Consider the following 23,249-nt stretch of genomic DNA (forward strand, 5'->3'; position numbering starts at 1 on the left):
ATTCAGAAAGACATTTTAAAGCGTTTCAGAAGGGTCCCAAAATACTTGCTTAAAGTTCTTAATTTGATTATCAACTACCTCAACGCCTTCACTTTCTAAAAGTTGTTGCATGAGATTGGTGCCATCAAAATGATGTTTACCAGTTAACAGACCTTTTCTATTTACTACCCTATGAGCAGGAACGTCTTTTCCAGAAGAACCATTCATAGCATACCCAACCATACGTGCACTTCTAGCGGCTCCAAGGTATTTAGCTATAGCACCATAACTCGTTACTCGTCCGTATGGAATTAACTTAGCCACCTCATATACCCTATCAAAAAAACTTAAAGTTTCAGGTTTCATGCTAAAGTTCCTTAATGATGTTTATAAGCGTAACAATGGAAATAACACCAGTTATTCCTCCAATAATAAAATTCATATTCTTTTGAGAGGTAAACTTTTTCTCTTTAATCTTATCAAAAAAGAAGATGTACATGTAGAGCATAACAAAAGTACCCGAGGATGCACCAGCTACATATGACAATATGTTTATTTGTTCAAAATTCAGCCATCCAAAAGACGCCAAAGTAATGGTCATATAAGCTTGGTAAGGTATAGGGAACACATTAATTGAAGACAAAAACAGACCATGAAAAAATCGACTTTTTTTACTTCTAATTTTAGGTTCAATCTGTTGTTTAGTCGTTGCCTTTGCAACAAATAAAAAGTAAATAGTTATGAGCACAAATATTACAAAAGCCACCCTTTGGAGAATATCTACTACCTCTGGATGATTACTTAAATAGCTAGCAAAAATAGAAGCAATATATGTTTGTAAAGCAACAATAACGCAAACCCCAATTGAAAAGACTATTCCCCTACCATGGCCTTCTTTTAAGCTAATTTTGGCTGCTGTCATGTTTAATAAACCAGGTGGAATTACACCAACTAAGGCTATTATTAAACCTAAAAAGAAAATAACAGTTATGTTCAAGGTTAGTTTATTTTAAATCTAATATACGTAATTGGTTTGTTTTGCTCCAGGTATTGAGACTCATAAAACGTCTGTATTGAAGTAACTTCTTCAGGACTTCCTTCTTGATTGTATACGTCATGATTAGAATATAACACGTCATGACCAGCACCATGTAATAATCCAAGCGTGTAGCCATGCATAAACTCGCTATCTGTTTTTAAATTCATAATACCTCCAGGCTTTAGAACCTGTTTATATTTATTAAGAAAATCGGCATTAGTTAACCTATGTTTGGTACGTTTATATTTTATTTGAGGATCTGGAAAAGTAATCCAAATTTCATCAATTTCATTTTCTGAAAATGCATATTCAATTAACTCAATCTGCGCTCTTAGAAATGCTACATTTGGAATATCTTCTTCTAAAGCAGTTTTTGCACCTCTCCAAAACCGTGCACCTTTTATATCTATACCAATAAAATTCCTATCTGGAAACTTTTTAGCTAAAGCCACTGTGTATTCTCCTTTACCACAACCCAGCTCTAAAACAACAGGATTATTATTTTTAAAGATTTTCTCTCTCCAATTCCCTTTTAAATCAAAGTTATTGTTAACCAATTCATCTCTACTTGGTTGATGCACGTTAGAAAAAGTTTCGTTCTCTTTAAATCGCTTTAGCTTGTTTTTGCTTCCCACTATATATTAACTATTTCTTATTATTTAAAAATATTTGGTAAAATTAAGGAAATATACATGAGTGTTGATATACTTATATTTGTTTTCTTTAAAATTAAGTTAGAAGGATAAATTAATATTCTTTTATTCTGAAATTCTTCCCAAAAGAAGTAAATGACAGAATTAAAAAATTAGAAATACGCTGTCTTCCGCATCAGCAAAAGACAGATTCAAAATCTATTTTGTGAAAGAACAAAAAAAAAGAATTTTAGTAGCCCCTTTAAACTGGGGATTAGGTCACGCTACACGATGTATCCCAATTATAAATGCATTACTAGATAATGGCTTTGAGCCTATTATAGCTAGTGATGGCGTAGCCTTAGCTTTACTTAGAAAAGAATTTCCTTTGATTTCATCTATAGAACTACCTTCATATAATGTTACTTATGCTAAAAAAGGAAAGAACTTTAAAATGAAACTTTTAAAGGACTCTCCTAAAGTTTTAAAAGCGGTAAAGGAAGAAAAGAAAGCTGTTAAAAAAATTGTAGAAATACAGAATATAGATGGTATTATTTCCGATAATAGATTAGGTGTTTACAGTAAAAAAGTACCTTCTGTTTTTATTACGCATCAATTAAATGTTTTGAGCGGTACTACTACTTGGTTTAGTACCAAAATGCACCAAAAAATTATTAAAAAATTTAATGCTTGTTGGGTTCCAGATACAGAAGGAGAAATAAACCTTAGTGGTATTCTGGGACACACTGAATCTTTTGACATTGCTACAACATATATTGGACCACTAAGCAGGTTTGAAAAGAAACTAGTAGAACCAGTAAATGAAATTTTGGCTCTAATTTCAGGACCTGAGCCACAACGTAGTTTGTTAGTTGATAAATTACTGAATGAACTAAAACACTTTAACGGAAAGGTTATTTTGGTTAAAGGCTTAATGGAAGACGAACAAACTATTCAGGTTATGGGCAACATTACTGTTTATAACTTCATGACTTCTAAATTACTTGAAAAAACCATTAACGAAAGTGAGCTGGTCATTTCGAGGTCTGGTTACACCACTGTTATGGATTTGGCGAAATTGAATAAAAAGGCGTTTTTTATTCCAACTCCTGGACAATTTGAACAGGAATATTTAGCGGAACGTTTAACGGAGTTAGGTCTAGTTCCAAGTTGTACTCAAGATGAATTTAGTATAGACAAACTCGATGTTTTAAAACATTTTGAAGGCCTAAAAGCTTTTGATTATACAGTAGACTTTGGTGAATTATTCAGTCTTTTCAAGGGTGAATGAAAATTCACTTCCTACACCATACTCACTTTCCACATAAATTTTCTCGTTATGAGCTTCAATTATATGCTTTACAATTGATAAACCTAAACCAGAACCTCCTTCTTTTCTAGAACCACTTTTATCAACTCTAAAGAAACGTTCAAACAATCGTGGTAAATGTTCAGATTCAATTCCTTCACCATTATCTGTTACACGAACAATGACTTTATTTTTAATTAAGTTTTCAATACTAATTTCTGTAGTTCCTTTTTGTCTACCGTATTTTAATGAGTTCACTATTAGGTTTGCCAAAACTTGTTGGATACGTTCTTTATCAGCATTAACAATAATAGGTTCGGTATAATCCATATCAAAAGTGAGGGTAATTTTCTTTTTGGCAGCCTTCATTTCAAACATCTCAAATACGTTTTCTACCAACTCTACAATATCAAACTCTTCAAGATTAAGACTTAAATCACCAACCTCTAATTTGGTAATCATATCTAAGTCCTTAATGATATAGCCCAAACGTTCAATACCCTTACTTGCTCTCTCTAAGTACTTTCTGCTAATCTTTTTATCATCCATTGCGCCATCTAGCAAGGTTAAAATATACCCTTGTACTGTAAACAATGGTGTTTTTAGTTCATGAGAAACATTACCTAGAAACTCCTTTCTATACTTTTCTCTTACCCTTAAAGTTTCAATTTCAATTTTCTTGTCTTTGGCAAACTTATCAATCTCCTGAGTAAGCGTCTTCATGTCTGTGGTAATAGCCCCTTTTGATAAATTTGCGGATTCCAGAAGTGTAAGGTCGTCATAAATTCTTTTTACTCTTTTGTAAATAAATTTTTCAATTCTAAATTGAATAACAACAAAACAGAAGGCGTAAACTATACTGGCTAGTATAAGTATGTTAAACCACTTTATCTCATGAAAGTAATATAAAAAAACACTCACTAAGAGTGTTATAAATAAGGTGATGTAAAGCGATGTATTTACCGCAAACCTGTACGATTTTTTAAATTTTGTCCGCATTTGGCATTAATCTACAAACTTGTACCCTACGCCTTTTATGGTTTTAAAACTATCGTCTCCTAACTTCTCACGTAGCTTTCTAATATGAACATCAATAGTTCTACCTCCAACTACAACTTCATTACCCCAAACAGTATCAAGAATTTCATCACGTTTAAAGACCTTCCCTGGCTTAGATGCTAGTAAAGATAATAATTCAAATTCTTTTCTTGGTAAAATAATTTCCTTTCCTTTAGAAGTAACTTTGTATTCATCTCTATTAATAACTAAGCTACCTATTTTTACAGTGTCTGCTATATCTTCTTCTTTGTAGCGTCTTAATAAAGCTTTTACTTTACTTACCAATACTTTCGGTTTAATTGGCTTAGTTATGTAATCATCTGCTCCAGCATCAAAACCAGCTACTTGAGAGTAGTCTTCTCCTCTAGCTGTTAGAAAGGTGATGATTGTATTTTTTAAATCGGGATTCTTACGCAATAATTCACAAGCTTCAATACCATCCATTTCTGGCATCATAACATCTAAAATGATTAACTGCGGTAGTTCCTTTTTAGCCTTCTTTACCCCTTCAAAACCGTTCTCTGCTGTTATTACTTGGTAACCTTCGCTTGATAAATTATAACCTACTATTTCTAAGATATCTGGTTCATCATCAACTAGTAGTATTTTAATATCCTTTTTTTTCATTTTAAATTAATGTTTGTAAAAAGTAAAGATAAAACTTAAAGAACAATATAGTTAATATTGGCTAATTAATAACATTAAGGTAACAAACCTCTTACTGAAAATTAACCTTTCGATTAAAAACGAAAATCTTTAACAAATTTTTGGTACAACTTTTGTTATTATTTCTTACCTTTATATAACCTTAATAACACTTATGGTAAAAAACTACTTTTTAACTACAATATTTACTTTAGCCGTTCTCTTTTTCACTAGTAATAGTGAAGCGCAGAGTTTCGGTGATACTAAACCTGTACAAGAAAATATAGAAGGGTTATCTATCTATCCTAACCCGGTTAATAGTAGTAAAACATTCATATATATTACTTCTAATAGAAATTTGGTTAAAAACATTGAATTTTTTAATGTTCTAGGAAAACGTATATATTCCACTAGGTTAGTTGGTAAGCAACTTAATATTACTAATCTAAACAAAGGTGTTTATATTTTAAAAATAACCGAGGGTGATGTAAGCGAGACAAGAAAGTTAGTTATCAAATAACGCCCTTACAAGACATATTAAAAAGCGTTGCCTATGGTAGCGCTTTTTTATTTTATATACTTTTGCGTTCATAAAGCCATGATAGATACAAATTCCATTTTCAACATAAAAACTAAGGAAGCGTTTGAAAAAAAGACTCTTGAAGTTTTTAAATTTCAATTTGAAAATAATAGAGTTTACAGATCTTTTTGTGATTTATTATATAAAACACCTAGTGATGTTAAAACTATTGAGGACATTCCTTTTTTGCCTATTCAATTCTTTAAAACGCATGAGGTAATAAGTTCAAAATCTTCAATTGAAACTACATTTACCAGCTCTGGAACAACCGGAAGCATTACTAGCAAACATAATGTTACCGATTTAAATGTCTATAATAAAAGTTTTGCCCAAGGGTTTAGGCATTTCTATGGTGATATTAAGGAATATACAGTTTTAGCCTTACTTCCGTCTTATTTAGAAAGAGAAGGTTCATCTTTAATCTATATGGTAGATGCCTTAATTAAGCAATCGAACAAACCGGAGAGCGGATTTTATTTAAATAACCTATCTGATTTAAAAGAAACCCTTGTAAAACTAGATTCAAAAGGTGAAAAAGTCTTATTAATTGGTGTTTCTTTTGCGCTTTTAGATTTGGTTGAAACCTATCAGTTTAATTTAAAGAACACCATTGTTATGGAAACTGGTGGAATGAAAGGTCGGAGAAAAGAATTGATTAGAGCCGAACTTCATGCTATTTTAAAATCGGGCTTTGGCGTAAATACCATTCATAGCGAATATGGTATGACTGAACTTTTGAGTCAAGGATATTCTAAAGGATATGGCATCTTTGAATGTCCGCAATGGATGCGTATATTAATAAGAGACACAGAAGACCCTTTAAGTATTCAAAAAGAAGGTAAAACAGGAGGTGTAAATGTTATAGATTTAGCCAATATTAATTCCTGTTCTTTTATTGCCACGCAAGATTTGGGTAGAATTTATACGAATAATTCCTTTGAGATTATAGGACGTTTTGACAACTCTGATATTAGAGGTTGTAACTTAATGGTTTTATAAAAGAAAACTTTATAAAAAAATCACAAATAGTGTAAGTTATTGAACTTTTAACCGACAAAAGTTTAAAGCTAAGAAAAAGAAAGATTAGTTTTTAATTGGTTGGTTAGTATATAAGGCTCGACACTCTCAATCGAGCCTTATATTTTATTGTATTTTTATTAGAAAATAATTTCTTCTTCCTCGTTGTAATAAAAGAAATTTCTCGTTAATTAAATCTTTTTCAGTGATTATGTAGTCTTCTTTTACTTTCTGCTTATTAACCGAAATTGAATTTTCCTTAAGTGCTCGTCTTGCCTCTCCATTAGACTTCAAAAAGTTTGTCTTTGCGGCTAAAGCACCTATCATATCGAGACCAGTTTCAAGATCTGAACTGGAAACTTCAGCTTGTGGAATACCGTCAAACACATCTAAAAAAGTTTGTTCATCTAATTGTTTTAAATCTTCATTAGTAGATTTTCCAAATAGGATATTACTTGCTTTAATAGCATTTTCCAATTCAGCCTCAGAATGCACTAGTTTTGTAATTTCTTCAGCTAAACGCTTTTGTAACACTCTAGCGTGAGGTGCTTCTTTATGCTCCTCAATTAATGCATTAATTTCTTCTTCTGTTAAAAAGGTAAAAATCTTAATATACTTTTCGGCATCATCATCAGATGAATTTAACCAGTATTGGTAGAACTTATAAGGCGATGTTCTTTTAGCATCTAACCAGACATTACCACCTTCAGATTTACCGAATTTAGAACCATCCGACTTTGTAATTAATGGACAGGTAATTGCATATCCCTTTCCACCAGCTATTCTCCTTATTAGCTCTGTTCCAGTTGTTATATTACCCCATTGATCACTCCCACCCATTTGCAATGTGCAATTGTTTTCTTTATATAAATGAAGGAAGTCATAGCCTTGAACTAACTGATATGTAAACTCTGTAAAACTCATTCCTTCCGAAGACTCAGAAGAAATTCTATTCTTAACAGAATCTTTTGCCATCATGTAGTTAACTGTAATATGCTTTCCTACATCTCTTATAAATTCTAAAAACGAAAACGCCTTCATCCAATCATAGTTGTTCACAAGAACTGCCGCATTATCGGCTTCACTTTCAAAATCTAAAAAGTGAGCTAACTGCTTCTTAATAGAGTCTTGGTTATGACGCAGCGTTTTCTCATCTAACAGATTACGCTCGTTAGATTTACCAGAAGGGTCACCAATCATACCTGTTGCTCCTCCTACCAATGCTACAGGTTTATGCCCGCAACGTTGATAATGTGCTAAAATCATAATTGGTACCAAATTACCAATATGTAAAGAATCTGCTGTTGGATCAAAACCTATATAAGCGCTTTTCATACCTTCCATAAGATGATCTTCAGCACCAGGCATAACCGTATGAATCATTCCTCTCCAAGTTAGTTCTTCAACAAAATTCTTTATCATTTCAATTCTATTTAGTAATTGTTGGCAAATATAAAAATACGTGCACAATTACTCATGTATTCTGAATAATTCTTTACTTTAGTTCCATGATTTTAGTAACTGGAGGAACGGGTTTAGTAGGAGCTCATTTACTTTACAAATTGGCAAGTAAAGGTGAAAAGGTGCGTGCTATTTTTAGGAATGAAAAAAAGCTTGAAAACATAAAAAGTGTTTTCTCTTGCTATACCAACAATTATTCTGACATCTATAACGGCATTGAATTTGTAAAAGGAGATATTCTTGACATTCCTTCTTTAGTCCATGCATTTAAAGATGTTGAATACGTTTATCACTGTGCGGCATTTGTGTCTTTTGAACCAGACAAGTATGTTTTATCTAGAAAAACCAATATTGAAGGTACTGCCAATATTGTAAATTTTTGTTCCTCAAATAATGTAAAAAAACTATGTCACGTAAGCTCTATTGCTGCATTGGGAAACAACACTAGCAATGCTCCTATTAACGAAAAAAACGTCTGGAACCCCGAAGATGACCATAGTATATATGCCATAACAAAATATGGTGCGGAAATGGAAGTATGGCGAGGTACCCAAGAAGGTTTAGATGCAGTAATTGTAAACCCTGGAGTAATTCTTGGCGCTGGAATTTGGAGATATGGTTCTGGAAATATTTTTAAAAGAGCTCATAAAGGTTTTAAATATTACACTTCGGGCTCTGTAGGACTTGTTAATGTTGATGATGTTACTGAAATTATGATTAAGCTTATTAAAAGCGATTTAAAAAATGAACGCTATATTCTTGTTGCCCAAGATTGGAGTTATAAGCAATTTTTACAACATCTTGCGGAGTCTGTTAACATGAGTCCGCCTAAAAGGCAAGCAAGCAAGTTTTTGTTGACCATTAGTTGGAAACTAGATTGGTTAAAAACAAAACTTACTGGAAAAAGAAGGGTACTTACAAGACATATTGCTGATGCTCTAACGAATAATAATAGTTACGATAACAGCAAAATAACAAATGCTTTAGACTATAGTTTTAGACCAATAGATAAAACGATAAAAGACATTGGATCTAATTATCTGAAACAGGCTCAATAAGATTTATTTCTTCATCTATATCTATTTCCTCAAGCTCTTGTTTTACAAGTTCTTCTTCAATTTTCATTAAGGCTAAAGAGTCATTTATAGGTCCAGAAAATTTTAAAGAATCTCTTTTCTTTAAAATCACATCAAGTGAATCTCTGCTTTTTTTTGCAGCCTCTTCTCGTTCTCTATCTTGTAGATTCTTTAAGCTTTCTTTTAATTCATCAAGACTATCTTTTACCATTTGGTAAATCTCTTCATACTCCTTAACATTATAAGCATAATAGGTATTACTTTCGGCAAACTGAAGACTGTCTATATTATGCTTCTTAAAAATATAGCTATTCGGGAAAATGTTATTTTTCTCCATGATTTTTCTGTTAACACTATTTGCTCCAGCTATGAGTTTAGCATCAATTAAAATGTTAACCATTCTCTTTTTTGAAATTAAGTTTTTAGGCTTTTTAGAACCATCACAAGCCATAACCACTAAAAGAGCTATAAAAATTATGAAAAAACGTTTTAGCATTATCTATTAAAAGTTAATCTTTTGGCATATTTTACCTTACTAAATTTAGCATTTTGATATGCTATATTTCCGTTTACAAAAGTATGCGTTATTCTTGATTTAAATGTAGTACCTTCAAATGGAGACCATCCACATTTATACAACGTATTTTCCTTAGTTACTGTCCAAGGGTTATTTAGATCTACCAAAACTAAATCTGCATAGTACCCTTCTTTAATATAACCTCGTCTTTCTACATCAAATAAAATAGCTGGATTATGACACATTTTTTCAACTATTTTTTCAAGGGAAATCTTTCCTCTATGATGCATTTCAATCATAGCTGGTAAAGCATGTTGTACCAAAGGACCTCCTGAGGGTGCTTTTGTATAAACGTTTTTCTTTTCCTCTAAAGTATGTGGAGCGTGGTCTGTTGCAATAACATCAATTCTATCATCAAGAAGCGCTTCCCATAATTGTTCTCTATCTTCTTTTGTTTTTACCGCCGGATTCCATTTAATAAAGGTGCCTTTACTATCATAATCTTCATCTGTAAACCATAGATGATGGATACAAACTTCAGATGTTATTTTTTTATCCTTTAGTGGCGTTTTATTTTCAAACAAACTGGTCTCTTTACCTGTAGATAAATGGAACACATGTAATCTTGCTCCAGTTTCTTTTGCTAGTTCTATTGCTTTTGAAGATGATAAATAACAGGCTTCTTCACTTCGAATTATTGGGTGTTGTCTTATAGGTATATCTTCTCCGTACTTGTCTATATTGGCCTTTAAGTTAGTCTTTATGGTAGTTTCATCTTCACAATGCACAGAAATTCTAAGATTGGTATTCTTAAAAATCTCTTTTAATACCTCTGGATCATCAACTAACATGTTTCCTGTGGAAGATCCTAAAAACAGTTTTAGCCCTGCGGCTTGATTAGCATCTAACTTTAAAATTTCATCTAAGTTATCATTAGTACCTCCAAACATAAATGAGTAATTGGCTGAAGACGATTTAGCTGCTATAGCAAACTTTTCCTCTAATTTCTCAATTGTAGTCGTTTGCGGATTTGTGTTAGGCATTTCAACAAAAGATGTAATACCACCAGCTATTGCAGCCTTAGACTCAGTTTCAATATTTGCTTTATGGGTTAACCCGGGCTCTCTAAAGTGCACCTGATCATCTATAACACCAGGTAATAAATATTTCCCTTCTGCATCTAAAACCAGCACATCTGCCGATTTAGGTGTTAAAGATTCCCCTATTTTTTTAATACATTCTCCCTCAATAAGAATGTCGCTATTAAAAACTTTACCTTCATTAACAATGTTGGCATTTTTAATGAGTGTTTTTTTTATTTTCATTTTTTAAAATTTGTAGCCTTTTGGTTGACTTTATTTTCTAAAAATACTTTTTAATTTCATAGATATTACTCCAAAAATTGCTTCAGAAATAATACCCTTACTTAATTTAGATTCCCCTTTAGTTCTATCTGTAAAAATTACTGGAACCTCTGTAATTTTGAACTTTTTTAAATATGCCTTAAACTTCATTTCAATTTGAAACGCATATCCCACAAATTTAATGGCATCTAAATTTATGGCTCTTAAAACCTCCTGTTTATAACAGACATATCCTGCGGTTGTATCATTAATATTCATTCCTGTTATAAAACGCACATATTTTGATGCAAAATACGACATTAAAACTCTACCCATTGGCCAATTAACCACATTTACGCCTGTAATGTATCTTGAGCCTATTGATAAGTCTGCTCCATCCTTAGCACAAGCATCATAAAGTTTTTGTAAATCATTTGGATCATGAGAAAAGTCGGCATCCATTTCAAAGATATATTCGTAATTTCTATCTAAACACCATTTGAATCCATGAATATAAGCCGTTCCCAGTCCAGATTTTTCTTGTCTAACTTCTAAAAATAGCCTTTTAGGAAACTCCTTTTGAAGTTCTTTCACTTTCAAACCTGTTTTGTCTGGTGAATTATCATCAACTACAAGAACATTAATATCTTTAGATTGAGAAAACACCGCTTTAACGATCTCCTCTATGTTTTCAATTTCATTATAAGTTGGAATAATAACTATAGCTCCTACCATTCTATCTCTGCGAACGTTTATTTTTAGCAAATGTACACTAATAAGCTTTTATTTATTTTAAATATTCCTTAATAATTTACGCACCTTATTAATTATTTGTGATAATTTTAACGCATGCTTAGAGAAATAGTATCAAACGAATTATTTACCGTTTTATTGGTTATTGGATTGGTTTTTGTTGCCATTGCAAAATTAAGTAGTCCGAAACGTTTTAATGACTTTGTTTATGTCATTGGGAATTCAAAATATTTAAAGATTTACTCTAAAGATCAAAAATTCTTCGATAGGTTTGATGCCTTATTATTCTGTAATTTAATTATTTGCGCTTCAGTTTTCATTTATCTTATTTACGGATATGCTTACGACGTTAAACAGATTTCCTCAGAAGTATTATTTAAAATAGTTTTTGGAATAGGATCTTTAATTTTAATAAAAGTACTTTTAGAAAGGCTCGTTGCAAGTCTATTTGAATTTGACAAGCTAATGGACGATTATCAATTTCAAAAAATAAGCTATAAAAATTATTTAGGTCTATTATTATTGCCAATTAATGCCATTATTCTCTACAATGTAGATTTATCATTACCCCTAATTTACATCATGATTATTTTTTTATTAATAGTTAATATTATTGGGGTTATCACTTCTTTTAAAACACACCAAAGTTTTATAAAGCACCATTTTTTTTATTTTATTTTGTATCTTTGCGCACTTGAAATAGCACCCTATGTAATTTTATATAAGGTGTTTTTGACCTAGGAACACAGAACAAACCGCTTGCGCTTATGAAAGTGAAAACAATTTTAGTATCTCAACCTGAGCCTAAAATAGAGAACTCTCCATATTTTGATTTACAGGAGAAACAAAAAGTAAAGATAGATTTTAGACCTTTTATTCATGTAGAAGGCGTTCCTGCTAAGGAAATAAGACATCAAAAAATAGACTTAAGCAATTACACTGCAATCATACTTACTAGTAGGAATGCTGTGGACCATTTCTTTAGAGTAGCCGAAGAAATGCGTTTTAAGGTTCCAGATTCAATGAAGTATTTCTGTCAGTCTGAAGCTGTTGCCTACTATCTTCAAAAATATGTTGTTTACAGAAAGCGTAAAATTTATGTAGGTAAAAGAACTTTTCCTGAGTTATCTCCTTTAATTAAAAAATATAAGGATGAAAAGTTTTTGTTACCAAACACAGATAAAGTAAAACCATTGGTTCCTGAAACTTTAGATGCTTTAGGTGTTAACTGGAAACAAGCAACTTTTTACAAAACTGTAGTTAGTGATTTATCTGATTTGGCAGATGTTTACTATGATGTTTTAGTGTTTTTTAGCCCTTCTGGAATTGAATCTTTATTCCAAAATTTCCCAGATTTTAAGCAAAATGATACTAGAATTGCCGTTTTTGGTAATACTACTATTAAAGCTGTTAAGGAAAAAGGATTGCGTGTTGATATTGCAGCGCCAACCCCAGAAACGCCATCTATGACTATGGCTTTGGAAAAATATATAGAACAAGTTAATAAGAAAAAATAATTTCTTTTAGAACATAAAATAAAAAAGGAAGCTTTAAAAGCTTCCTTTTTTTTATTACCAATATTACCCAGTTATGGTTTAATTCCGGAATCCTTTATAATTAATGCAATTTCCTCATTTTCTTGAATCTTCATGTAATTACCATTTGCTATAATTAAGACACCTACTATTAAAACCGCTAAGCTTAAACCCAGTATCGTTTTACTTTTCTTTGACGCTCCAGTCCATTCCTTTGTTAAAATACCATTTATAGTGGCTACCATAATGGCTCCAGTTTCTAATATAGCAAACCCAACCGAAGTTCCGAGCTCTCCTAGATGATAAGCCGCCAAACCGTAAATTACCAAAGCGGCATCATGAAAAACGGCCATTGCTATTACTAAAACAATGGCTATCAAAGCACCTTTCTTATTAAAATTAGTCCATGTTTTATTCTTAGTAAGTCTGTAACTAAAAAACAGCATTGTAGAAATTGTAGCCCCCATGAAAATAGGTAATAATACTGCTAAACGAGCAATCCAAGGTTCGTTACCAAATTGCACCTCTGCAACTTCACCAATACCTCCAAGGTTATTGCCTGTATGATAAGATAAGTTAAATCCTGCTGCACAAATAGCGCCTAAAACGCAAAACAATATACCTTGCCTTATTACTTTTGTATCTTTTTTTCCTTCTTGTTTTCCTTTGCTTTTATCTCGTAGAATTCCAGCGTAACCATTCAAAGCAATCCCAAAGACAATAACAGCAATACCAGCTAACATAATGTTTCCAATTGGGGTACCTATAACACTTTCTTGGCCTTCGGGTACGAGTATTAAGGGTAATACAGTATCTATAGAAGTTATAACACCTAAAAACAAACTAAATGCTAATGCCATTCCAATGGAATCAATACTATATCCCCAAAGCATATTTCCAATCCCCCAACAAAAGCTTAAACCAAACATGGTAAAAAACACCCATGAAGGAATTTGAGCATAAATACCCCATAAATCATTAACTAAAGAAAATGTAACAATAAGTGGAACAACAAACATGCCAAAAAAGAAGAAACCACCCCAAGTGTTTTCCCAAGCAAATCCTTTGGTATACTTAGAAGGAAGTGCATATACTCCTAATAATATTGCCGATAAAAAGGCCAAAAGAACACCAGTAATCATAGATTCAAAAATTTAAGTTTCTCGAATATAAAAAAAACACCTTAAGAAAGGTGTTTTAAAAATCATCTGTACAGTTTTTATATAGTCCTTTTAAAAGGCATATCGCTGAGGACCGCCTCTTCTAATTTCTTCATTACAATGGGCTTCAAACTTTTTGAAGTTTTCTCTAAAGGCATTAGTTAACTTAAATGCCATAGTGTAATAGGCTTCGTCATCATTCCATGTTTGTCTTGGACTTAAAACACTAGTTGGTACCCCAGGACATGTTCTTGGTTGAGCCACACCAAAAACAGAATGAATATGGTAATCATCATAATTATAAAGCCCTAAATCACCATTTAAAACAGCATTTATCATTGCTCTTGTATATTTTAGCTCCATACGCTTACCAACTCCATATGGCCCGCCTGTCCAACCTGTATTAACCAGCCACACATTAACACCAGATTTAACCATTTTATCACTTAACATTTCTGCATATTTAGCAGGATGTAAAGGCATAAATGGCGCCCCGAAACAAGCAGAAAAAGAAGGTACTGGTTCAACAACTCCAGCCTCAGTACCCGCAACTTTAGCCGTATACCCCGAGATAAAATGATAAGCTGCTTGACTAGGAGTTAACTTTGAAATTGGTGGTATAACTCCAAAAGCATCTGCCGTTAAAAAGAATATATTCTTAGGGTTTTTACCAATTGAAGGCACCTTTATATTTTCAATATGATGAATAGGGTAACTTACCCTTGTATTTTGGGTTATTGAAGTATCCTCAAAGTTTACCACCCCATTAGCATCCAAAATTACATTTTCAAGAATTGCCCCTTTTTTAATAGCATCATAAATTTCGGGTTCCTTGTCTTTTGATAAGTTAATAACTTTAGCATAGCAACCTCCTTCAAAGTTAAAAACTGTGTTTTCATTAGTCCAACCGTGCTCATCATCTCCTATTAAACTTCTGTTCGGATCTGTAGAAAGTGTGGTTTTACCTGTACCCGACAGACCAAAGAAAATTGCAGTATCTCCATCTTTACCTACATTAGCACTACAATGCATTGGCAAGGTGTTTTTAAATACAGGAAGAATAAAATTTAATGCAGAAAAAATACCTTTTTTAATCTCACCTGTGTAACCTGTTCCTCCAATTAGCGCTATCTTTTTTGAAAAATCTAGAATGGCAAAATTATGTTGTCGCGTTCCATCTACTTCAGGATCCGCCATAAAACCAGGAGCATTAACTACTGTCCATTGAGGATTAAAATTGTGAAGCTCCTCTTCTGTAGGTCTTAAGAACATATTATAAGCAAACTGGTTACTCCAAGGGTACTCATTAATTACTCTAAGACTTAACTTATAGTTTTTATCTGCGCAAGCATAACAATCTCTTACAAAAATCTCCTTATCGGATAAATAACTAACTACTTTGCTATATAAGTTATCAAATTTATCTGCATCAAATGGAATATTAATATCGCCCCACCAAACACGATCTTTTGTAATATCGTCTTTAACAATAAATCGGTCCAACGGAGATCTACCAGTAAACTCGCCAGTATTAACAGCCAATGCTCCTGAAGAAGCCTCGACGCCCAACCCCTTTTCTATAGAAATTGCATGAAGTTGCTCTGGTGATAACTGATAATTTAATTTAGCATTTTTAATACCATAACGTTCTAACGAAATCGTTTTCGTGACTTGAGTGTGGTTATCCATAGATTTGTTAAAAATTATTTTATGCGCAAAATTAACGGAATTATTTTGATAATTATGCTGTAAAAACCGTAATTTTTAATTTTTCTTCAAAAAACCATAGATTAACAGTCCCCAAGCCATGATAAAAAGTAAACCACCAATTGGTGTTATAAAACCAATTGTTTTAAAGTTGAAAGACCATAATTGATTAGTAGCCAGTCCATATATAGAACCAGAAAAACAAACCACCCCAAATATTACTAAATAGAAAATAATACCTTTAAGTTTAGTATTTAGTAAAGTGCTATTTCCAACGAAAAGTAGAAAAATGGCATGATACATTTGATACTTCACCCCTGTTTCAAAAGTTCTTAGCGCACTCTCTGAAATCAACTCTTTTAAACCATGAGCGGCAAAAGCGCCTAACACTATAGCTATAAGTCCAAGTATAGCTCCTATAATTGAGATTTTCTTATTCATTTCTTCCTTTTAAACCATCAAAAATAATAAATCTCCAGTTGCATTTCATCTATGATTTATTGTTCTGGTCAATCAATTAACAATTTTTTGTTTTAATCTGAAATCAAATCATTACATTTGCCTTATAAAGAGAAACAAATCAATATGAAGTCAAAAGATAAAGCCTTAACCATAGACGGCATAGACAAAAAGATTTTACGAGCATTAATGGTAGATGCAAGAACTCCTATTTTAGAAATAGCCCGTAATGTGGGTATTTCTGGAGCTGCAATTCACCAACGTTTGCGTAAATTAGAAAAGTCTGGACTAATCACGGGCTCTAAATTTGTCATTAACCCAAGAGTATTAGGTTATACTACTGTTGCATTTATTGGTGTATATTTAGATAAGGCCATTCACAATCCAGAAGCTATTAAACAGCTTAAAAAGGTGCCTGAAGTTTTAGAGTGTCATTATACCACTGGAAATTGGAATGTATTAATAAAGATTATTTGTAAAAACAATGCACATCTTATGCACTTGTTAAATGATGAAATTCAAACGATCTCTGGTGTGTCTAGAACTGAAACTTTTATTTCTCTAGATCAGCAAATTGATAGACAGATGAAGATATAATTATGTCTAGACAGTTTTCTCTGCTTATTTTGTTTATCGCTATTTATTTAAATGGCTTTTCTCAAACAAGTGCGTGGCACAACCCTTTTCCTAAAAATGGGCTAAACGAGAGTTACTCTGCAACATTTAAAGCGGAGTCTGCTTCTAAAAACACATATTTATTTAAAGTAAAAAAGAATCGTGTTTGTGTTCTATATGATTGGAAAGGCAACAAAGCTCCTTTTGGATTACTAACTAGCACCAAAAAGTATAGTAGTTTTAATTTGGAGCTTGAATATAAATGGGGAAAAAGAAAATTTGAACCTAGGTTAGAACAAAAAAGAGATGCTGGTATTCTTTTTCATGTACATGGTAACATTCTGGTGTGGCCTTCTAGTTTAGAGTGTCAAATTCAAGAAAATGACACTGGAGATTTATGGGTAATTAAAGGCCCTAAAGTTACTGTAAAAAACACCGACGCATCCACGAAACTAGTTGATGCTAGTGGAAAAAAGAAGTATGTTAGTAGTGTAAAGTATGCTAACCATGAAAAGAAGGGATGGAATAAAGTTAGAGTTGAAGTCAGAGCTAATTCTTCAGCAAAATTCTATGTTAACGGTAATTTAGTAAACGAAATCACCAACTTTTTTGATGCTGAAGGCAATGCTTTATCTAATGGCTATATAGGTATTCAGGCCGAAGGAGCAGAACTCACTTATAAAAATATTAGAATTCAAGAGCTTTAAATTAACTTGGGCTGTCTTTATTATATGTAATAGTCTTCATTGTAAAAATTAACTTCGAAATACCATTAATTTAGAAGTAATTGGATGTGTTTTTTCTGGTATAATTTTTGAGAAATTTCAGGAAATAAAAACTATATCAATGAAAAACGTTTATCTATTCTTATTTTTTGCTCTCATTATTTCAAAGACATCATTTTCGCAATCGGCTAGTGTAGAGGAATCTACATCTGGGGTTCAAATAGGCGTTCTAGGCGTTTGGTTTCACAATGAAACCAAACTATCCAACAAAATTGCTTTAAGAAGTGAAGTTGGGTTCGATGGTGGTATTTGGGGAGGAAGTTTTTATCCAAAAACCGGCTACTTGTTTACACCTTCATTTAAGGTTGAACCAAGGTGGTATTACAACTTAAACCGAAGAGTAACCAAAGGGAAAAACATAGAAGATAATAGCGCAAATTTCTTAACGCTACAAGTTAACTTTAGACCCAATTGGTTTACAATATCAAACTATGAAAACGTAGAAATTGTTACTCATGCATCAATAATTCCTACTTGGGGAATAAAACGCAATTTAGGTAAGCATTTTAACTATGAAACGGGAATAGGCATTGGGTACATTCATTACTTTGCCAAAAGCGAAGGGTACTTGGAAGACTTTGGAGAGGCAACTGCCAACCTTCATTTAAGGATTGGTTATAGGTTTTAGCTTAAAAAAATAAAAATCCCGGAGGCATACTTCGGGATTTTTATTTCGTTATTTGAAAATAGACTATAGTTTTAGATCATCTAAATGTATTTCCTACTTCATTTTTAATAACCAAGAACGTACATCAACTTCTTTTTTAATGATGTCTCTTAAATCGTCAATTTTAACACGTTCTTGTGCCATCGTATCTCTATGACGAATGGTTACAGTATTATCTTCTAAGGTATCATGATCTACCGTAATACAGAACGGAGTACCATTAGCATCTTGCCTTCTATAACGACGTCCTACAGCATCTTTCTCGTCATAAATAACATTAAAATCCCACTTTAGTTCATCTACAATTTTACGCGCTATTTCTGGCAATCCATCTTTTTTAACCAGTGGTAAAATAGCCGCTTTAACAGGAGCCAAAACACTTGGTAATTTTAAAACTGTTCTAGTTGTTCCGTTTTCTAATTCTTCTTCTTGTAAAGAATTAGAGAAAACCGCCAAAAACATTCTATCTAAACCAATAGACGTTTCTAACACATAAGGCACATAACTCTTATTTTCTTCTGGATCGAAGTATTGCAGCTTTTTACCAGAATACTCTTCATGCGCTTTTAAATCGAAATCTGTTCTAGAGTGAATACCTTCTAATTCTTTAAATCCAAATGGGAATTTAAACTCAATATCTGCCGCGGCATCAGCATAATGCGCTAACTTCTCATGGTCATGAAAACGGTATAAATCTGCTCCCATTCCAAGAGAATGGTGCCATTTTAAACGTGTTTCTTTCCAGTGTTCGTACCATTCTTTTTGTGTTCCAGGCTTTATAAAGAACTGCATTTCCATTTGTTCGAACTCACGCATCCTAAATATAAATTGTCTTGCTACAATTTCATTTCTAAAGGCTTTACCTGTTTGCGCAATACCGAAAGGAATTTTCATTCGCCCAGTTTTTTGCACATTCAAGAAGTTAACGAAAATACCTTGAGCTGTTTCAGGACGTAAGTATAAATCCATTGCACTCTCTGCACTTGCTCCTAACTTGGTTCCAAACATTAAGTTAAATTGCTTAACGTCTGTCCAATTTTTTGATCCGGTTAAAGGATCTGCAATTTCCAACTCTTCTATTAAAGCCTTAACATCTGCTAAATCTTCATTTTCTAAAGATTTTGCCATTCTAGATAGAATTGTATTTATCTTTTCTTGGTAACCAAGCACTCTACCATTGGTAGATACAAATTCTTCTTTGTTAAAAGCATCACCGAAACGTTTAGCAGCTTTTTTTACTTCTTTATCAATTTTGGCTTCTATCTTAGCACAGTAGTCTTCTATTAAAACGTCTGCTCTATAACGCTTTTTAGAATCTTTGTTATCAATTAAAGGATCGTTAAATGCATCAACATGTCCTGAAGCTTTCCAAGTAGTTGGGTGCATAAAAATTGCGGCGTCTATACCAACAATATTTTCATTCATTTGCACCATGGCCTTCCACCAGTAATCGCGTATATTTTTCTTTAACTCTGCCCCATTTTGCGCATAGTCATAAACTGCACTTAAACCATCGTAAATTTCACTACTTTGAAACACATATCCGTATTCCTTTGCATGTGATATAACCTTCTTAAATTTATCGTCTTGATTTGCCATAGGTGCAAAAATATAAAACCCCTTGAAACTAATGTAGTTCAACCCTAAAATTTCGTCAAAAATGAAATATTTTTTGCTTAAGTTTATATTTAAGAAATTTCGTCGGTGATTCAGACAAAAAAACGGATTACAAGCCTATTGAAAAAGCAATTTAGCAACCTACCATGTACAAAGCATTAATAAATCTTTTCTTTCCCGAGGTATGTTATGCCTGCCATAATCCGTTACATGATAATGAAGACGTTATTTGTACTAATTGTAGACATGATTTACCAATTACGAATTTTCATTTTGACAATAATAACACCATACAAAAAGTACTTTACGGACGTGCAAAAATAGAACATGCCACTGCCCTTTTTAAATTTGAAAAGAAAAGCAATTTGCAACGCCTTATTCACGGTTTAAAATATAAAGGTTACCAAAGCATAGGACTTACCTTAGGAAATTGGCTTGGAGGAGAATTAAAAAACTTAGTTCACTACAAGGGAGTCGATGTAGTTATACCAGTTCCGCTTCATGAAAAAAAACTTCGAAAAAGAGGCTATAATCAGGTGGCTAAATTTGGGGTACAAATTGCCGAATCTTTAAATGCAGACTATATAGACAACGTTCTAATTAAAATTACCAATACAAAATCTCAAACAAAAAAATCTAGACTTTCTAGGTGGAAACCTAGTGATGAATTGTTTATCCTTAAAAAGGGTTACAAACTAGAAAACAAGCATATTTTGCTTGTGGATGACATTATAACCACAGGAGCAACCTTAGAAGCCTGCGCAACCACTTTACAACAGGCTAAAAACATAAAAATTAGCATCGCTACTATGGCAATAGTACCTTAATTTTGGCGTTATATCTCTAATTTTATGTAGGTTTGTGCAAAATTTAACTTGGTAATGAATAAAACCCTTTCAAACTTTGTTTTATTAGTTTTTTTCGGAGCACTTTTAATTAATTGTGCTAATCGTGGTACACCAGAAGGAGGTCCTAAAGATGAAGAACCACCAAAAATTGAAAAATCTTCTCCCGAAAACTATTCAACAAACTTTAAGGGTAATGAAATTGAGATTGTGTTTGATGAATTTATTAAAATAAAGAACATCCAAAAGCAACTTATTATCTCGCCTCCAATGAAATACACTCCAGAAATTAGACCTATGAGTGGAGCGAGCAAAAAGATAAAAATTAAAATCCTAGATACACTTTCTCCTAATACTACCTACGCATTTAACTTTGGTAATAGTATTGTAGACAATAATGAAGGTAATCCTTACCCGTATTACAGATACGTATTTTCTACCGGTGATTATATAGACTCTTTAAGTGTTAAAGGTACTATTATGGACGCGTATTATAATCAGCCAGAAACTTTTGTTAATGTTGCGTTGTATGAGGTAGATTCTACGTTTACCGATTCTATAGTCTATAAAGAAGTACCCAAGTACATTACAAATACTTTAGATAGTCTTACTACATTTTCTATTGAAAACGTAAAAGCTGGAAAGTATATGCTTATGGCGTTAAAGGATAATAATGGTGATAATAAATTTCAGCAGAAATCAGATCAAATTGCCTTTCATAAAAGTTTTATAGAAGTGCCTACGGATTCTTCATACACCTTAAAATTATTCAAGGAAGCATTAGATTTCAAAGCGGTAAAACCTAGATTAATTTCTGGCGAAAAAATAGCCTTTGGTTATGAGGGAGATAACAAAAACATGAAGATTGCTATTACTTCTGAAGTGCCTGATGAATTTGAATATAGAATTACAAAAGATGAAAAAACAGATACTCTTTATTACTGGTATAATCCCCGATTAGGTGAAGATGTAGATTCTTTAAACTTTAAGGTTACTAATAACGATTACGAGAAGGACCTTACCGCTAGGATTAGTATACAAGAAAGAGATTCTTTAACTTTAAAAGAATCACCTTCGGGTTCTATTGGTTTAAAAGAAGCTTTTAAAATTTCTGGATCAACGCCGCTTATTTATTTTGACAAATCTAAAATTAAGTTAATGGATAAGGACTCTGTTAATGTAGAGTTCAAGACGTCCTTTGATACTATTAATAACACGTATCTTTTTGACTTTAAAAAGACCTATGAAAATCGCTATGAGTTCATGGTAGAACCAGAGGCTTTTGAAGGTTTCTTTAGTGGTATTAATACCGACACGCTTTACTTTAGTGTTAACACCAGAAAGGAAGCTGACTATGGTTATGCAAGACTTACTTTGATTGGAGCAGAATACCCAGTGATTATTCAGTTAACGGATTCTAAAGGCGAAGTAAAATATGAGAAATACTCAGAAAAGCCTGAAGCCGTTGATTTTCTGGATTTAAGTCCGGGGAAGTATAATATTAGAGTTATTCATGACACTAATGGCAACAAAAAGTATGATACAGGAAACTACTTAAAAAAGATCCAGCCAGAACGTGTGAGCCACTTTGAAATGCCAGATGAGGTAAGGTCTAATTGGGGCTTGTCTCCTACTTTAAATTTTACTCCAGAGTAAACTTATCTCTATCGTCTAGAAATTTTAGTTTATTTCTGTATTTGGTTACATGAGCTTTTTCTAATGTTACAATTTCAGTCTGTTCCCTATAAGGCTCCATGTTTGATATTTTATTTCCTAAAACGTCATAAGCTGCAGAGTTTCCAGAGTATTCAATACCCAAACCATCTACCCCAACTCTATTTACACCTATACAATAGCTCATATTTTCTATAGCTCGAGCTTTTAATAAAGCGTCCCAAGCTGAAATTCTAGGTTTCGGCCAATTGGCCACGTACAAAAGGACATCGTAATTAGCAGTGTTTCTAGCCCAAACGGGAAATCTTAAATCGTAACAAACTAAAGGACATAATTTCCATCCTTTATAATTTACAATCAATTTTTCTTTTCCAGCAGAGTATACCTTGTCTTCTCCTGCTAAAGTAAAAGTGTGTTTCTTGTCATATGTTTTTATGTCTCCAGATGGGTCAATAAATACTAATCTGTTGTAAAAATTTTTGTTTTGCGAAATTACAATACTGCCTATAACACCAGTATTATACATTGATGCCATTCCCTTCATCCAAGAGACTGTTTCTCCTTGCATAGATTCTGCTACATTTTCGGCATTCATTGTAAAACCAGATGTAAACATTTCTGGTAAAATAACGAGGTCTACAGTTCCTGAAAGTTCTTCAAACTTTTTTGAAAAGTTAGCCCTGTTCTCTTTTGGATTCTCCCAAACTAGATTAGACTGTATTATTGCTACCTTAAGTGTTTCTTGCATGAGCTAAAGATAAAACTAATCTAATAA

The 23,249-nt window shown here is 32.6% G+C and carries 25 protein-coding genes; 11 read left to right on the forward strand and 14 right to left on the reverse strand.

Going from position 1 to position 23,249, the window contains the following annotated elements:
- Positions 1-15: 15 nt before the first annotated feature.
- The 3 genes from FUA24_RS22350 to trmB are packed head-to-tail and all read right to left on the reverse strand — an operon-like array spanning position 16 to position 1,653.
- The gene (locus tag FUA24_RS22350; protein ID WP_148545355.1) at positions 16-345 is read right to left on the reverse strand and encodes an MGMT family protein; all 330 of its coding nucleotides are present in this window, start codon (positions 343-345) and stop codon (positions 16-18) included.
- A gap of 1 nt (position 346) precedes the next feature.
- The gene (locus tag FUA24_RS22355; RefSeq protein WP_148545357.1) at positions 347-976 is read right to left on the reverse strand and encodes a LysE family transporter; all 630 of its coding nucleotides are present in this window, start codon (positions 974-976) and stop codon (positions 347-349) included.
- A 2-nt stretch (positions 977-978) separates the two neighbouring features.
- On the reverse strand, positions 979-1,653 hold the full coding sequence (gene trmB, locus FUA24_RS22360) for a tRNA (guanosine(46)-N7)-methyltransferase TrmB (protein WP_148545359.1): 675 nt from the start codon (positions 1,651-1,653) through the stop codon (positions 979-981).
- A gap of 223 nt (positions 1,654-1,876) precedes the next feature.
- On the opposite strand from trmB, the gene FUA24_RS22365 reads away from it, so the two are divergent.
- Entirely contained in the window at positions 1,877-2,941 is a 1,065-nt protein-coding gene (locus tag FUA24_RS22365; RefSeq protein ID WP_148545361.1) for a glycosyltransferase, read from the forward strand.
- On the opposite strand, the gene FUA24_RS22370 is transcribed toward FUA24_RS22365, so the two are convergent.
- Positions 2,915-3,958, reverse strand: coding sequence for a sensor histidine kinase (locus FUA24_RS22370; protein ID WP_148545363.1), 1,044 nt, complete (start codon positions 3,956-3,958; stop codon positions 2,915-2,917). The two genes, FUA24_RS22365 and FUA24_RS22370, sit on opposite strands and share 27 nt — an antisense overlap.
- A 6-nt stretch (positions 3,959-3,964) precedes the next feature.
- Positions 3,965-4,645, reverse strand: a complete 681-nt coding sequence (locus FUA24_RS22375) for a response regulator transcription factor (protein ID WP_148545365.1) — start codon at positions 4,643-4,645, stop codon at positions 3,965-3,967.
- Positions 4,646-4,838: 193 nt separating this feature from the next.
- On the opposite strand from FUA24_RS22375, the gene FUA24_RS22380 reads away from it, so the two are divergent.
- Together FUA24_RS22380 and FUA24_RS22385 are read left to right on the forward strand one after the other, a co-directional pair.
- Positions 4,839-5,183 (forward strand): T9SS type A sorting domain-containing protein, encoded by a 345-nt coding sequence (locus FUA24_RS22380; RefSeq protein WP_148545368.1) that lies wholly within the window; start codon positions 4,839-4,841, stop codon positions 5,181-5,183.
- A gap of 78 nt (positions 5,184-5,261) precedes the next feature.
- Positions 5,262-6,242, forward strand: coding sequence for a LuxE/PaaK family acyltransferase (locus FUA24_RS22385; RefSeq protein ID WP_148545370.1), 981 nt, complete (start codon positions 5,262-5,264; stop codon positions 6,240-6,242).
- Positions 6,243-6,386: 144 nt separating this feature from the next.
- Here FUA24_RS22385 and tyrS read toward each other — a convergent pair whose 3' ends face one another.
- A complete protein-coding gene (gene tyrS / locus FUA24_RS22390; RefSeq protein WP_148545372.1) occupies positions 6,387-7,682 on the reverse strand; it encodes a tyrosine--tRNA ligase in 1,296 nt (431 codons plus the stop codon).
- 86 nt (positions 7,683-7,768) lie between these two features.
- Between tyrS and FUA24_RS22395 the strand changes: the two genes are divergently transcribed.
- Positions 7,769-8,779 carry an NAD-dependent epimerase/dehydratase family protein gene (locus FUA24_RS22395; RefSeq protein WP_148545374.1) on the forward strand — a complete coding sequence of 337 codons (1,011 nt, stop codon included), beginning with the start codon at positions 7,769-7,771 and terminating at the stop codon, positions 8,777-8,779.
- Here FUA24_RS22395 and FUA24_RS22400 read toward each other — a convergent pair.
- From FUA24_RS22400 to FUA24_RS22410, 3 genes are read right to left on the reverse strand one after another with little or no spacing between them, the layout of a single operon-like run.
- Positions 8,754-9,293: a DUF4296 domain-containing protein gene (locus FUA24_RS22400; RefSeq protein ID WP_148545376.1), complete on the reverse strand. Its 540-nt coding sequence runs from the start codon at positions 9,291-9,293 to the stop codon at positions 8,754-8,756. The two genes, FUA24_RS22395 and FUA24_RS22400, sit on opposite strands and share 26 nt — an antisense overlap.
- Positions 9,293-10,633, reverse strand: a complete 1,341-nt coding sequence (locus tag FUA24_RS22405; protein WP_148545697.1) for a dihydroorotase — start codon at positions 10,631-10,633, stop codon at positions 9,293-9,295. The genes FUA24_RS22400 and FUA24_RS22405 overlap by 1 nt, the downstream gene beginning before the upstream one ends.
- 36 nt (positions 10,634-10,669) lie before the next feature.
- Positions 10,670-11,392 carry a polyprenol monophosphomannose synthase gene (locus tag FUA24_RS22410; protein WP_148545699.1) on the reverse strand — a complete coding sequence of 241 codons (723 nt, stop codon included), beginning with the start codon at positions 11,390-11,392 and terminating at the stop codon, positions 10,670-10,672.
- A 114-nt stretch (positions 11,393-11,506) separates the two neighbouring features.
- Here FUA24_RS22410 and FUA24_RS22415 point away from each other — a divergent pair, with 114 nt between their 5' ends.
- On the forward strand, positions 11,507-12,151 hold the full coding sequence (locus tag FUA24_RS22415; protein WP_148545378.1) for a DUF4271 domain-containing protein: 645 nt from the start codon (positions 11,507-11,509) through the stop codon (positions 12,149-12,151).
- A gap of 26 nt (positions 12,152-12,177) precedes the next feature.
- On the forward strand, positions 12,178-12,927 hold the full coding sequence (locus tag FUA24_RS22420; RefSeq protein ID WP_148545381.1) for a uroporphyrinogen-III synthase: 750 nt from the start codon (positions 12,178-12,180) through the stop codon (positions 12,925-12,927).
- A 71-nt stretch (positions 12,928-12,998) separates the two neighbouring features.
- Here the strand turns inward: FUA24_RS22420 and FUA24_RS22425 are convergent, their stop codons facing one another.
- The 3 genes from FUA24_RS22425 to FUA24_RS22435 all read right to left on the reverse strand — a co-directional run bounded on the left by FUA24_RS22425 (position 12,999) and on the right by FUA24_RS22435 (position 16,253).
- Complete coding sequence (locus tag FUA24_RS22425) at positions 12,999-14,087, reverse strand: L-rhamnose/proton symporter RhaT (RefSeq protein ID WP_148545383.1); 1,089 nt, start codon at positions 14,085-14,087, stop codon at positions 12,999-13,001.
- 90 nt (positions 14,088-14,177) lie between these two features.
- Positions 14,178-15,794: a phosphoenolpyruvate carboxykinase (ATP) gene (pckA, locus tag FUA24_RS22430; protein ID WP_148545385.1), complete on the reverse strand. Its 1,617-nt coding sequence runs from the start codon at positions 15,792-15,794 to the stop codon at positions 14,178-14,180.
- A gap of 75 nt (positions 15,795-15,869) precedes the next feature.
- The gene (locus tag FUA24_RS22435; protein ID WP_148545387.1) at positions 15,870-16,253 is read right to left on the reverse strand and encodes a DUF423 domain-containing protein; all 384 of its coding nucleotides are present in this window, start codon (positions 16,251-16,253) and stop codon (positions 15,870-15,872) included.
- 144 nt (positions 16,254-16,397) lie between these two features.
- Between FUA24_RS22435 and FUA24_RS22440 the strand changes: the two genes are divergently transcribed.
- The 3 genes from FUA24_RS22440 (at position 16,398) to FUA24_RS22450 (ending at position 18,299) form a co-directional block, all read left to right on the forward strand.
- A complete protein-coding gene (locus tag FUA24_RS22440; protein ID WP_147134731.1) occupies positions 16,398-16,868 on the forward strand; it encodes an Lrp/AsnC family transcriptional regulator in 471 nt (156 codons plus the stop codon).
- Between the two features lie 2 nt (positions 16,869-16,870).
- On the forward strand, positions 16,871-17,593 hold the full coding sequence (locus tag FUA24_RS22445; protein ID WP_148545389.1) for a 3-keto-disaccharide hydrolase: 723 nt from the start codon (positions 16,871-16,873) through the stop codon (positions 17,591-17,593).
- A 139-nt stretch (positions 17,594-17,732) separates the two neighbouring features.
- Positions 17,733-18,299, forward strand: coding sequence for a hypothetical protein (locus FUA24_RS22450; RefSeq protein WP_148545391.1), 567 nt, complete (start codon positions 17,733-17,735; stop codon positions 18,297-18,299).
- Positions 18,300-18,392: 93 nt separating this feature from the next.
- Here FUA24_RS22450 and FUA24_RS22455 read toward each other — a convergent pair whose 3' ends face one another.
- Positions 18,393-19,937, reverse strand: coding sequence for a glycine--tRNA ligase (locus tag FUA24_RS22455; protein WP_148545393.1), 1,545 nt, complete (start codon positions 19,935-19,937; stop codon positions 18,393-18,395).
- A 164-nt stretch (positions 19,938-20,101) separates the two neighbouring features.
- On the opposite strand from FUA24_RS22455, the gene FUA24_RS22460 reads away from it, so the two are divergent.
- Positions 20,102-20,782 (forward strand): ComF family protein, encoded by a 681-nt coding sequence (locus FUA24_RS22460; RefSeq protein WP_148545395.1) that lies wholly within the window; start codon positions 20,102-20,104, stop codon positions 20,780-20,782.
- Positions 20,783-20,836: 54 nt separating this feature from the next.
- Positions 20,837-22,456 (forward strand): Ig-like domain-containing protein, encoded by a 1,620-nt coding sequence (locus tag FUA24_RS22465; protein WP_148545397.1) that lies wholly within the window; start codon positions 20,837-20,839, stop codon positions 22,454-22,456.
- Here FUA24_RS22465 and FUA24_RS22470 read toward each other — a convergent pair.
- The gene (locus FUA24_RS22470; RefSeq protein WP_148545399.1) at positions 22,443-23,222 is read right to left on the reverse strand and encodes an amidohydrolase; all 780 of its coding nucleotides are present in this window, start codon (positions 23,220-23,222) and stop codon (positions 22,443-22,445) included. The two genes, FUA24_RS22465 and FUA24_RS22470, sit on opposite strands and share 14 nt — an antisense overlap.
- Positions 23,223-23,249 lie beyond the last annotated feature (27 nt).

The organism is Seonamhaeicola marinus, from assembly GCF_008085455.1.

Coding starts and splice junctions, on each gene's coding strand:
- FUA24_RS22350 (WP_148545355.1), bottom strand. CDS start 345: ATGAAACCTGAAACTTTAAGTTTTTTTGATAGGGTATATGAGGTGGCT.
- FUA24_RS22370 (WP_148545363.1), bottom strand. CDS start 3,958: ATGCGGACAAAATTTAAAAAATCGTACAGGTTTGCGGTAAATACATCG.
- FUA24_RS22375 (WP_148545365.1), bottom strand. CDS start 4,645: ATGAAAAAAAAGGATATTAAAATACTACTAGTTGATGATGAACCAGAT.
- FUA24_RS22380 (WP_148545368.1), top strand. CDS start 4,839: ATGGTAAAAAACTACTTTTTAACTACAATATTTACTTTAGCCGTTCTC.
- FUA24_RS22385 (WP_148545370.1), top strand. CDS start 5,262: ATGATAGATACAAATTCCATTTTCAACATAAAAACTAAGGAAGCGTTT.
- tyrS (WP_148545372.1), bottom strand. CDS start 7,682: ATGATAAAGAATTTTGTTGAAGAACTAACTTGGAGAGGAATGATTCAT.
- FUA24_RS22395 (WP_148545374.1), top strand. CDS start 7,769: ATGATTTTAGTAACTGGAGGAACGGGTTTAGTAGGAGCTCATTTACTT.
- FUA24_RS22400 (WP_148545376.1), bottom strand. CDS start 9,293: ATGCTAAAACGTTTTTTCATAATTTTTATAGCTCTTTTAGTGGTTATG.
- FUA24_RS22410 (WP_148545699.1), bottom strand. CDS start 11,392: ATGGTAGGAGCTATAGTTATTATTCCAACTTATAATGAAATTGAAAAC.
- FUA24_RS22415 (WP_148545378.1), top strand. CDS start 11,507: ATGCTTAGAGAAATAGTATCAAACGAATTATTTACCGTTTTATTGGTT.
- FUA24_RS22420 (WP_148545381.1), top strand. CDS start 12,178: ATGAAAGTGAAAACAATTTTAGTATCTCAACCTGAGCCTAAAATAGAG.
- FUA24_RS22425 (WP_148545383.1), bottom strand. CDS start 14,087: ATGATTACTGGTGTTCTTTTGGCCTTTTTATCGGCAATATTATTAGGA.
- pckA (WP_148545385.1), bottom strand. CDS start 15,794: ATGGATAACCACACTCAAGTCACGAAAACGATTTCGTTAGAACGTTAT.
- FUA24_RS22435 (WP_148545387.1), bottom strand. CDS start 16,253: ATGAATAAGAAAATCTCAATTATAGGAGCTATACTTGGACTTATAGCT.
- FUA24_RS22440 (WP_147134731.1), top strand. CDS start 16,398: ATGAAGTCAAAAGATAAAGCCTTAACCATAGACGGCATAGACAAAAAG.
- FUA24_RS22445 (WP_148545389.1), top strand. CDS start 16,871: ATGTCTAGACAGTTTTCTCTGCTTATTTTGTTTATCGCTATTTATTTA.
- FUA24_RS22450 (WP_148545391.1), top strand. CDS start 17,733: ATGAAAAACGTTTATCTATTCTTATTTTTTGCTCTCATTATTTCAAAG.
- FUA24_RS22455 (WP_148545393.1), bottom strand. CDS start 19,937: ATGGCAAATCAAGACGATAAATTTAAGAAGGTTATATCACATGCAAAG.
- FUA24_RS22460 (WP_148545395.1), top strand. CDS start 20,102: ATGTACAAAGCATTAATAAATCTTTTCTTTCCCGAGGTATGTTATGCC.
- FUA24_RS22465 (WP_148545397.1), top strand. CDS start 20,837: ATGAATAAAACCCTTTCAAACTTTGTTTTATTAGTTTTTTTCGGAGCA.
- FUA24_RS22470 (WP_148545399.1), bottom strand. CDS start 23,222: ATGCAAGAAACACTTAAGGTAGCAATAATACAGTCTAATCTAGTTTGG.